Source organism: Chroococcidiopsis cubana SAG 39.79, from assembly GCF_003991895.1.
GTDB classification, from domain to species: domain Bacteria; phylum Cyanobacteriota; class Cyanobacteriia; order Cyanobacteriales; family Chroococcidiopsidaceae; genus Chroococcidiopsis; species Chroococcidiopsis thermalis.
In genome coordinates, this window is the sequence record NZ_RSCK01000149.1 from 1 (window position 1) to 10,124 (window position 10,124).

The following is a 10,124-nucleotide window of genomic DNA, read 5'->3' on the forward strand; positions in this document are numbered from 1 at the left end:
CCCCCTTGTCCCCCTTGTCCCCCTTGTCCCCCTTGTCCCCCTTGTCCCCCTCTCCCTTGTCCCCCTTGTCCCCCTTGTCCCCCTGCTCCCCTCATTTGGTAACTTAGTGTACTGCATTACCAAACAAAGTCTGGTTGAATTAGATAGAACATTCTAATTGAGTCAGGGCTATGACTGAAACTACTGTCAAGGCAGAAGTAAAAGCGCCGCTGCGTCCGGTGAGTAAAGAAGGGCTAGAGAAATTAGCGGTGACTGCTAAGGCAAATCCTAATGTTGTCAAGTCCTTGAAGGTGAAGACGGTTTGTGAAGGACAATTTCGCAATTTAACCTACGTTCGAGACTTACCAGAACACGTTATTGACGAACCTCCCACCCTGCTAGGACAAGACACAGCACCCAATCCATCAGAAGCAATGCTAGCCTGTCTGGGTTCGTGCTTATCGGTGGGCATTCATGCTAACGCAGTCATGCGGGGAATTACTCTCACAAAGCTAGAACTGGAACTAGAAGGTGACATCAATATCACGGGTGTCTGGGGAATTGGTGACTTAGCAGAGAAGCGGTTGGGATTCACCGATGTCCGCGTCAAAGTGGATTTAGAAGGAGATGCTAGCAAAGAGGAACTAGAAGATCTAGTGGCTCATGCAAATTTTTGGTCGCCAGTTGCCAACACATTTCGCTTACCCGTAAATGTAGATGTTGCTCTTAAGTGAGCAGTAGAACACAGAGGACAGTCACAGAGGTAGCAGATATTTGTGTAGAGATGCATACGTAAGTTATTGCGTCTCTACTCTGAATTGAGCGCAAATTGATACTGAGAAGACAGACTTGCCAATCTCAGCAAGTCATAATGTTAAGAAATTTAAATATACATGAGTTTGTGTTGTCGCTCAGGAATTCTAGTATCTAGTATGCAAGCAGTTTCAAATCTATCCGATCGCGCAGTAGCAAAGACGCAAGCACCCGAAACCATGCTGGCAGAATTGCATAAAGCGATCGCGACCCAATTAGCACCGCAAGTTGCAGACATCGATCTCAAAGGACAATATCCCCGTGACTTCATGCACCTAGTAGGGGAATTGGGTGGTTATCGGCAGGCGGTTGCGGTAGAATATGGCGGTGCTGGCAACGGCTTAAAAGCAGCAGTCCAAGCGATCGAAGCTATATCCCAAGAGTGCTTGTGTACTGGGTTTATGACTTGGTGTCAGATAGCCTGCACCTGGTACATGCAGAATAGTGACAATACCTACCTCAAACAGCACCTTCTCCCCTTAGTCGCTACAGGTAAAGTTTTAGGTGGCACGGGTTTATCCAACCCAATGAAACACTTTGCTGGAATTGAGAAAATCGCTTTGGTTGCCGAACGTCAACCTGGAGGTTACGTACTCAACGGGATGCTACCTTGGGTTTCCAACTTAGGTGCAGGACATCACTTTGGCATTGCTGCAAGACTAGCAGATAGCGATGACTACCTCATGGCGATCGTTTCCGACGAACTCACAGGACTGACTCTGCGTTGCAACGCCCATTTCATCGCCTTAGAGGGTAGCAATACTTACAGCTGTATCTTCCGCGATGTCTTCGTACCCGATGAATTAATTCTCGCCGCCCCCTGCGAAGAATACGTCAATCGTATCCGTCCTGGGTTTATCTTGACGCAAGTTGGCATGGGCTTAGGTCTAGTAGCTAGTTGCATCCAAATTATGGAACGGGCAAATCAACGCTACGGACACGTCAACCGCTTTCTAGACGACCAAGTAGAAGACCTAGCTGCTAGTCTAGCAACGACCCGCGAGAAAACCTACGCGATCGCCACCCAGATGAGCCAACAAGGATGCGATCGCCCCTTACTAAAACAAGTCATTCAAGCCCGAATTGATGCCTCAGAACTCTCCTTACGGGCAGCAAACGCCGCCATGCTACATGTAGGCGCAAGAGGCTACTTACACGGTGGAATAGCCGAAAGAAAACTACGCGAATCATACTTCGTCGCGATCGTCACCCCAGCATTAAAACAGTTGAAAAAAATGTTACACGACATGGAGAAGTCAAAAGTTAAAAGTTAAAAGTCAAAAAATAGGAGACAAGGGAGAGGGGGGAGACAAGGGAGACAAGGAAGATAATAACCGTCAACCGTCAACTAACAACTAATAACCAACAACCAACAACCAACAACAAAAAATTATGATGGCTCTACTAGAGTCTTTTAGCTATTTAGATACGATAACTTCGTTAAGCTCCGCTAACGCTAACTGTCCTTGTGGTGGTTCGCACATCGCTGCAGATCATCAAAAATTTCTAGAAGGAATGCCCCAAGATCCAGCAGATTTGGTGGACGACCTGTGTAAAATGGGACACTACTCAGGAGAAACTTTAGAGTTTGCACGGGCATTAACTCAAGCCGAAATCAGAAAGACTCTGGTACTCCAGATGCTCGATCGCGCCGAACCAGGACAACGCCAGATCTGCTACGATTTGATCCAGCTTGCCGGAGGATTAGAAGAGGCTTTTGCGGCTGCCTTTGGCGATCGCTCAACCCAGTTTTTTAACGATGCACTCCGTCTAAGCAAGTTTCGCCGCCGCGATTTTTTAATTAAAGTTGCCGCCGCCGCCGCAGTTGTCACGGCTGCAAGTTGCGTCAGTAACAATAACTCGCAAGCACCAAACGCAACTTCTACAAATGCCGCAGCTACGAGTAAGTTAGAAAAAACCGATTTAACAATTGGTTTTATTCCCATCGCCTGTTCGATTCCCATCGTTGCCGCCGAACCGCTGGGATTTTTTAAAAAACATGGGTTAAACGTAACGCTGAAGAAAATGCCAAACTGGGCAGCAGTAAGAGAATCTGCGATCGCCGGCGAACTTGATGCATATCATATGCTGTCTCCGATGCCAATTGCGATGACTTTGGGTTTGGGTTCTTCTGCCTTCCCGATTCGACTTGCCAGTATTGAAAACATCAACGGACAATCGATCGCAGTTGCCGGCAAACATCAAGATAAAGTCAAAACTGCGGCAGATTTTAAAGGCATGACTATCGGGTTGCCTTTTCCCTACTCGATGCATAATTTGTTACTGCGCTACTACCTCGCATCGGGGGGATTGAATCCAGACAAAGACGTAAGACTAGAAATCGTTCCCCCGCCAGATTCAGTCGCAAAAATGGCAGCAGGACAAATTGACGCTTTCCTGATGCCTGATAATTTCGGGCAACGGGCAATCTTTGAGAAAATTGGTTTCATTCACTTACTCACCAAAGATCTGTGGCAAGGACACCCGTGTTGTGCGTTTGCCGCTAGCCAAAGTTGGATCGATCGCCACCCGAATACCTTCCGCGCCGTTAACAAAGCGATTATCGATAGCGCCGGACACGCCAACGCCGCCGAAAACCGTCAGGAAGTCGCCAAGGCAATGTCCGAACGCAAGTATCTCAACCAGCCGGAACCAGTTCTTACAGCCGTGCTGACGGGTAAATTTGACAATGGTTTAGGACAAACACTAGACGTACCAGATCGGATTGGCTTCGATCCCTATCCGTGGAAAAGCTTTGCCAAGTGGATTTCTTCTCAAATGGTACGCTGGGATTTAATGCCGACAGAAAAGGCAAAATATGAAGAAATTGCCACCCAAGTCTATATGACAGATTTAGCAAGGGAACTGGCGAAAGAATTGGGACAAAATCCACCTGCGGAGTCTACGCGGATCGAAAAACTGAAAAATGGTGACTTTGACCCTGGTAAAGTTGAAGCCTATTTACAAGAACAGAAAAAACAGTTCAAGGTTTAGAGGTAATAGTGGACAACTCCCGACGATTATCCAAGCAGCGATCGCATTTCTCAGCTCATCCTTGGCTCCAAAATCCCAATTTACAAGCCACAATTTTATTCTTTTTACTGCTAACTGCGTTGTTACTCGTATGGGAATTGGGAGTGCAATTGAAGCTATTTTCTCCTGTGATGCCTGCTGCCAGTCGGACGATCGCCGACTTTTGGAGTTGGATCGTCGATCCGTTTTACGATAACGGTCCCAACGATAAGGGCATTGGGTTGCACCTACTAGCAAGCTTACAACGAGTCACGATCGGGTTTCTCATTGGTTCCGCGATCGCTATTCCTCTAGGTATTGCGATCGGATTATCAGAAGTCGTTTCCAAAGCCGTCGATCCGTTTATTCAACTGCTACGTCCCGTCTCTCCTTTAGCATGGTTGCCATTAGGATTAGCAATCCTCAAAAGTTCTGAAGCAACAGCCTTGTTCGTAATTGCAATTACGAGCATTGCACCCACGTTAATTAATACCAAATTTGGTGTCAGCCACGTTTCTCGCGACTACCTCAACGTAGCACGGACTCTAGGAGCATCTCGCTGGCGGACGATCGCCAAAGTCATCTTACCAGCAGCCGCACCTCAAATCGTAGCAGGATTGCGAATTAGTATCGGTATTTCCTGGTTAGTAATAGTCGCCGCCGAGATGATTGTCGGTGGTACGGGTATCGGTAGCTTTGTTTGGAACGAGTGGAACAACCTCAATGTCACCAGCATCATCACCGCGATCGTCGTTATCGGATTAGTAGGAATTCTCCTCGATCGCCTCTTGGGACTATTACACAGTTGGGTGTCTTTTGGTCAGTGACCAGTTACCAATAGAGAGTGGCTAGTGACTGGTGACTAGACCGAAAAAAAGAATCTAGCCACTAGCCACTAGCCACCAGCCACCTCTCAACTACCAACTACCCATTACAAATATGATTTCCTATACTGATACACTCGATCCTACGCTTAAAGACACGACTCAGTTGGTGCTGAAGGATGTGTTTAAGGTCTTTCCTGGGAGACAGAGCTTAGTAGATCGGCTATTGCGTCGTACTTCGCCGGATTATATTGCGATCGCTGAGATTAATTTAGAAATTTCAGCGAATACCTTTGTTTCAATTATCGGTCCTTCTGGATGCGGTAAATCAACTTTACTAAACATTATTGCTGGTTTGACTCCACCTACTAGCGGTGTGGTAATGCTGAATGGGACAGCAATTCATCATCCAGGTCCCGATCGCGGTGTCGTTTTCCAAAATTATTCTCTGATGCCTTGGATGACTGTAGCAGAAAATATCCGCTTTGCAATTGAAACGGTTTATCCTAAGATGTCTCGCGATCGGCAAAAACAGATCGTGCGCGAATATATCGATCTAGTCGGGTTGCGGGGTGCAGAACAGAAACATCCCCATGAATTATCGGGAGGAATGAAGCAAAGAGTCGGTATCGCCAGAGCTTTGGCAATTAATCCGCAAATTCTGTTGATGGATGAGCCATTTGGTGCTTTAGACGCATTAACGCGGGGTTTTTTGCAAGATGAAATTGCGCGAATTTGGGAGCAACAACACAAAACCGCAATTCTGATTACCCACAGTATTGAAGAGGCTTTGTTACTATCAGATCAAATCGTAATGATGAGTCGGGGTCCCGCCGCTCAAATTGTCGAAGTACTCGATATTCCCTTCCCCCGTCCCCGCAAGCGCGAAAGTCTAGATCGCTACCCTGCCTATCACGAACTCAAAGCCGAACTAGAATTACACCTATCTCGCGAAACCCGCGCTGTTGAGGAGTTGCGGGTGTAGGTTTATGACAACGACAAGGGAGACAAGGGGGACAAGGGAGAAGCGTAAGTCGTAAGTAACCGACAACTGATAACTGATAACTGATAACTGATTAAATGGTTAACCTGAAACGGACTCGCGAAGATATTTTAGCCTCGGTTTTAGATCTGATTCATCATCAAGGGTTTCAATCTACGGGACTCAAAGAATTATTTAGCGTCAGCGGTACTTCATCTGGAAGTTTTTACAATTACTTTCAGTCGAAAGATGAATTAGCCCACGCTCTGATTGATTATAAGTGGCAGCAAATTAAGACTCATATCATCAAGCCTGCTGCCGAACATACTAGCGATCCGATCGCACAACTGGTGTGGATAATCGACCGCCTAGAAGCAAAACACCTTACCGAACCAGATTGTGGCGGCTGTTTCTTAGGTAACTTAATTGTCGATTTAGCAAAATATGATACATCATTTCAAACACATCTGATCCAGGTGTTTGACCAATGGCATTTCGCGATCGCTCAATTACTGCGTCAAGGACAAACTCAGTTATGTTCTGATATCGATCCCGATAATTTAGCCGAACAACTGATGAATGCGATCGAAGGCACTTTATTGTTAGGACGCTTATACAATCATCCCAATCGCCTACAACGTGGTTTTGACAACGTGCGGCAAATGTTAAAAGCAGCACTTAAACAGTGACTAGTTATCAGTGGTCAGTGAGCCAGGCGAGAGACAAGAGGTAAATTTTGACTTTTGACTTTTGACTTTTAACTTTTGACTTATTCCCTGCGTCTTCTCTGCTTGGGTGCAGATAATGGTGGTAGTTCTGAATTAGAAGAGTGGTAGGGTAAGTAATGCTGAGCCACGGGTTGAGGTGCTTCTGGCTGTCGCTTCTGCGAAATTATCCACCATCGGAGGGCGATCGCAACTCCTACAGTTCCCAATCCGAGCGTGAATAGCGACCAGCGATCGCCAAACCCGCCGATAACTGCATTAACTACCCCAATCGTGATCAAAAAGGCAGGTAGCGGCTCTTTCCTATATGCTGACTTCAAAAATCTAGGTAGTGCGGCGTTCATTTCAATATGGTTACTTTTATTTCAGCTATTATCTCAGATTGGATATAATTCTAAGACCTACTGCTCAAAGCCGCTTGTATTTTAAGGTACTATCTTGCTCTGTAGGTACTACCAATATACCTCACCCACATAACTTATTGCTGTCAACGCTATATCTAGCAATACAAGCGGCACTTCTGCTAGATAATCATTTCAAGCCCAGCCAAGCTAGTACGCCGTGTCCGGTAACAACTTCGATCGCCACCATCAATAAAAAACCGATCATCGCCGCTCGTCCGTTCAAACGCTCGGCATACTCATTGAAGCCAAACTTCGGTTCTTCTAGTCTAGGTGTAGTTGTTGGTTGAGGTTGGGCAGTCATGTTTTTATCCTTTGAATTACACGAATTTACTAAAGCTCACGGTTGATAATAGCCTCGAAAGTCTAACAACTTCTGGAGAAGCTAGCGCGATGTTTGTTTACAATTTTTAACCATATTACATATATTTTGACACTTTTTTCTGCAAGCTAGTGTTAAGAAAATCGTAACTTAGAGTTTGGAATGGGTAATGGGTAGTTGGTAGTTGAGTGGTGAGTGGTGCGTGAGGAGAATTCGGAATTCGGAATTAAATTCTCCCAAGCGCGACCTTGCGCTTCCTCTGCTCCCTGCTTCCTGACAACTGAAAAAGCCGATCGCAATGTTTTACACACAAGATGAGAGTTGTCAAGCATAAGCTAGATATAGGAGTATCCAACCAAAAGAAAAGCAAAAAGAAAAGCACATGGAAATAGGCGTTCCCAAAGAAACAAAAGACCAAGAATTTCGGGTGGGTTTAAGTCCTTCTAGCGTGCGAGTACTGCACGAAAACGGTCACGCTATCTTTGTTGAAACTGAAGCTGGAACGGGGGCTGGCTTTACCGATACAGACTATAAGCTCGCCGGAGCGCAGATCGTTTCCACTCCAGAAGCTGCATGGAATCGAGAATTAGTGGTGAAGGTGAAAGAACCACTCCAGCCGGAATATAAATTTTTGCAAAAAGAGCAATTATTATTTACCTACTTGCATCTAGCAGCCGATCGCGCTTTGACCGAACATTTAATTGATTGTGGCGTAACGGCGATCGCATACGAAACTGTAGAACAACCTGGTAACAACAAACTGCCTTTACTCACTCCCATGAGTATTATTGCAGGTCGTCTCTCGGTGCAGTTTGGCGCTCGGTTTCTCGAACGCCAGCAGGGGGGACGGGGCGTTCTTTTAGGCGGCGTACCAGGCGTAAGACCTGGTAAAGTTGTCATTTTGGGTGGTGGTGTTGTCGGTACGGAAGCGGCGCGAATTGCCGTTGGAATGGGTGCAGCCGTACAAATTTTAGATGTCAACGTCGATCGCCTATCCTACTTAGAAACTATATTTGGTTCTAGAGTAGAGCTGCTTTACAGTAATTCCGCTCAGATTGAAGCTGTTGTCTCTCAAGCTGACTTACTCATCGGTGCTGTCTTAGTCCCTGGACGTAAAGCGCCAATTCTCGTCTCGCGCAACTTAGTCAAACAAATGCATCCTGGTGCGGTGATTGTAGATGTTGCTGTCGATCAAGGCGGTTGTATTGAAACCTTACGCCCAACTTCTCACACCAACCCAGTTTATGTAGAAGAGGGAGTCGTCCACTATGGTGTTCCTAACATGCCTGGGGCTGTCCCTTGGACGGCAACTCAGGCATTAAATAACAGTACCCTACCATACGTGTTGCAATTGGCAAATTTGGGTCTGAAAGCTGTGGAAGTTAATCCTTTCTTAGCGGCTGGTGTTAACGTGCAAAATCATCGCCTAGTCCATCCCGCCGTGCAGCAGGTGTTTCCTGATTTGGTGAGTTAGTAGCAATTTTCCGCGATCGCGATCGATTCGTAAAGGCACAATCAATTTGTAAGGCGCAATCCAATACTTCTCGGTTAGAGCGCATAGTCCTTGGAGATCTCCCCAACCCCCTTAAAAAGGGGGCTATGATTCCCCCCTTTTTAAGGGGGGCTAGGGGGGATCGAATCAAAACCTGCGATGTATTGGGGCGCAATCAATTCGTAAGGGCGCACAGCTGTGCGCCCCTACAAATCAATAGACTTCTTGCAAAAGTAAGTGTTTTGTAAATTCAAACGCAGATAAGAACGTAGATAAACGCAGATAAGCGCAGATTATGAGGGGCTTTTGCAAGAGATTTAATGTTAATTCATACTCATAATGACTATGATGTAATTAACCGCCATGACCTAGCTAGGAATTGGGCTATGGGTAAAGAGGTTTGATATGGCTCATATAAACTTGCGTCGCCCTCAAAATACAGATGGGGATTTTTACGTCGATACCACCTGTATTGATTGCGATACTTGTCGTTGGATGACTCCAGAAGTATTTAACCGTACTGGCGAACAATCGATTGTTTTCCATCAACCAACAAATGAAACAGAAAGACTGAAGGCGCTACAAGCTTTACTTGCTTGTCCTACCAGTTCAATTGGTACGGTAGAAAAGCCAAAAGATATCAAATCTGCACAAGAAAGTTTTCCAATTTTAGTAGCTGAAAATGTCTATCACTGCGGCTATCATGCTGAAAATTCCTATGGGGCAGCGAGTTATTTGATTGTGCGTCCAGAGGGCAACGTATTAGTAGATTCGCCCCGTTTTACGCCGCCGTTGGTAAAACGAATCGAAGAAATGGGGGGAATTCGGTATATCTATCTCACCCACCGCGATGATGTTGCCGATCATCAAAAATATCACGATCGTTTTGGTTGCGATCGCGTTATTCATACAGACGAAATTTCCAGCAGTACGCGCAACGTAGAAATTAAGATTGCTGGTACAGAACCCGATCGATTAGCGCCCGATTTGTTAGTTATTCCCGTTCCTGGTCATACCAAAGGGCATACAGTTTTACTCTACAAAGACAAGTTTCTATTTACAGGCGATCATATCGCTTGGGATGATGCCGACCAAATATTAGCAGGTTTTCCAGGTGTCTGCTGGTATTCTTGGTCAGAACTGATTAAGTCTACCTATCGCTTGTTAGATTACTCTTTTGAATGGGTATTACCCGGTCACGGTCGCCGCTATCATGCAGATGCAGCAACAATGCGGCATAAAGTCAAAGAAGGTATTGAGTGGATGGAACAACAGTGACTAGTGACTAGACCTCCTGCATGAATCAAAAAATCATGGATGTCATTCTGTTGGCGAAGCCTTCCCGAAGGGTACGCAACGCAGTGTAGTGAATAATCTCCCAGATGTTTCGCTTCGCGTGTGGATGACAATTCAAGTATTCACGCAGGAGGTCTACTGGTGACTGGTGATACCATTTTGATCGGACTGCGCCACGGAAGATCCCCCCAACCCCCCTTAACAACGTGAGTTCGACGGCTCAAAAAATAGTAGGAGGTAGAGCTGGCAAGCCATGAGGATGGATATCTAAAGACGGC

Annotated in this window: 11 protein-coding genes; 8 read left to right on the forward strand and 3 right to left on the reverse strand. The window is 46.0% G+C overall.

Going from position 1 to position 10,124, the window contains the following annotated elements:
* Positions 1 to 170: 170 nt before the first annotated feature.
* The 6 genes from DSM107010_RS35140 (at position 171) to DSM107010_RS35165 (ending at position 6,299) form a co-directional block, all read left to right on the forward strand.
* Positions 171 to 713 carry an OsmC family protein gene (locus tag DSM107010_RS35140; protein ID WP_015154734.1) on the forward strand — a complete coding sequence of 181 codons (543 nt, stop codon included), beginning with the start codon at positions 171 to 173 and terminating at the stop codon, positions 711 to 713.
* Positions 714 to 911: 198 nt separating this feature from the next.
* Positions 912 to 2,066: an acyl-CoA dehydrogenase family protein gene (locus DSM107010_RS35145; RefSeq protein ID WP_181246489.1), complete on the forward strand. Its 1,155-nt coding sequence runs from the start codon at positions 912 to 914 to the stop codon at positions 2,064 to 2,066.
* 118 nt (positions 2,067 to 2,184) lie between these two features.
* Positions 2,185 to 3,786, forward strand: coding sequence for a CmpA/NrtA family ABC transporter substrate-binding protein (locus DSM107010_RS35150; RefSeq protein ID WP_106169485.1), 1,602 nt, complete (start codon positions 2,185 to 2,187; stop codon positions 3,784 to 3,786).
* Between the two features lie 8 nt (positions 3,787 to 3,794).
* Positions 3,795 to 4,631, forward strand: coding sequence for a nitrate ABC transporter permease (ntrB, locus tag DSM107010_RS35155; protein WP_015154737.1), 837 nt, complete (start codon positions 3,795 to 3,797; stop codon positions 4,629 to 4,631).
* Positions 4,632 to 4,743: 112 nt separating this feature from the next.
* Positions 4,744 to 5,613 (forward strand): ABC transporter ATP-binding protein, encoded by an 870-nt coding sequence (locus DSM107010_RS35160; RefSeq protein WP_015154738.1) that lies wholly within the window; start codon positions 4,744 to 4,746, stop codon positions 5,611 to 5,613.
* A 95-nt stretch (positions 5,614 to 5,708) separates the two neighbouring features.
* Positions 5,709 to 6,299: a TetR/AcrR family transcriptional regulator gene (locus DSM107010_RS35165; protein ID WP_015154739.1), complete on the forward strand. Its 591-nt coding sequence runs from the start codon at positions 5,709 to 5,711 to the stop codon at positions 6,297 to 6,299.
* 80 nt (positions 6,300 to 6,379) lie between these two features.
* Here DSM107010_RS35165 and DSM107010_RS35170 read toward each other — a convergent pair whose 3' ends face one another.
* From DSM107010_RS35170 to DSM107010_RS38025, 3 genes are all read right to left on the reverse strand, one after another.
* Positions 6,380 to 6,679, reverse strand: coding sequence for a hypothetical protein (locus DSM107010_RS35170; protein WP_015154740.1), 300 nt, complete (start codon positions 6,677 to 6,679; stop codon positions 6,380 to 6,382).
* Positions 6,680 to 6,866: 187 nt separating this feature from the next.
* Positions 6,867 to 7,040, reverse strand: a complete 174-nt coding sequence (locus tag DSM107010_RS35175) for a chlorophyll a/b-binding protein (RefSeq protein ID WP_015154741.1) — start codon at positions 7,038 to 7,040, stop codon at positions 6,867 to 6,869.
* 152 nt (positions 7,041 to 7,192) lie between these two features.
* The gene (locus DSM107010_RS38025; protein WP_146138866.1) at positions 7,193 to 7,390 is read right to left on the reverse strand and encodes a hypothetical protein; all 198 of its coding nucleotides are present in this window, start codon (positions 7,388 to 7,390) and stop codon (positions 7,193 to 7,195) included.
* A 50-nt stretch (positions 7,391 to 7,440) separates the two neighbouring features.
* Between DSM107010_RS38025 and ald the strand changes: the two genes are divergently transcribed.
* Entirely contained in the window at positions 7,441 to 8,532 is a 1,092-nt protein-coding gene (ald, locus tag DSM107010_RS35180; protein ID WP_106171107.1) for an alanine dehydrogenase, read from the forward strand.
* 423 nt (positions 8,533 to 8,955) lie between these two features.
* Positions 8,956 to 9,828 carry an MBL fold metallo-hydrolase gene (locus tag DSM107010_RS35185; protein WP_127025197.1) on the forward strand — a complete coding sequence of 291 codons (873 nt, stop codon included), beginning with the start codon at positions 8,956 to 8,958 and terminating at the stop codon, positions 9,826 to 9,828.
* The last annotated feature ends 296 nt before the right edge of the window (positions 9,829 to 10,124 follow it).

Excerpts from the sequence above, each read along its gene's own strand:
- DSM107010_RS35140 (WP_015154734.1), top strand. The coding sequence starts at position 171 with ATGACTGAAACTACTGTCAAGGCAGAAGTAAAAGCGCCGCTGCGTCCG.
- DSM107010_RS35145 (WP_181246489.1), top strand. The coding sequence starts at position 912 with ATGCAAGCAGTTTCAAATCTATCCGATCGCGCAGTAGCAAAGACGCAA.
- DSM107010_RS35150 (WP_106169485.1), top strand. The coding sequence starts at position 2,185 with ATGATGGCTCTACTAGAGTCTTTTAGCTATTTAGATACGATAACTTCG.
- DSM107010_RS35160 (WP_015154738.1), top strand. The coding sequence starts at position 4,744 with ATGATTTCCTATACTGATACACTCGATCCTACGCTTAAAGACACGACT.
- DSM107010_RS35165 (WP_015154739.1), top strand. The coding sequence starts at position 5,709 with ATGGTTAACCTGAAACGGACTCGCGAAGATATTTTAGCCTCGGTTTTA.
- DSM107010_RS35170 (WP_015154740.1), bottom strand. The coding sequence starts at position 6,679 with ATGAACGCCGCACTACCTAGATTTTTGAAGTCAGCATATAGGAAAGAG.
- DSM107010_RS35175 (WP_015154741.1), bottom strand. The coding sequence starts at position 7,040 with ATGACTGCCCAACCTCAACCAACAACTACACCTAGACTAGAAGAACCG.
- DSM107010_RS38025 (WP_146138866.1), bottom strand. The coding sequence starts at position 7,390 with ATGCTTGACAACTCTCATCTTGTGTGTAAAACATTGCGATCGGCTTTT.
- ald (WP_106171107.1), top strand. The coding sequence starts at position 7,441 with ATGGAAATAGGCGTTCCCAAAGAAACAAAAGACCAAGAATTTCGGGTG.
- DSM107010_RS35185 (WP_127025197.1), top strand. The coding sequence starts at position 8,956 with ATGGCTCATATAAACTTGCGTCGCCCTCAAAATACAGATGGGGATTTT.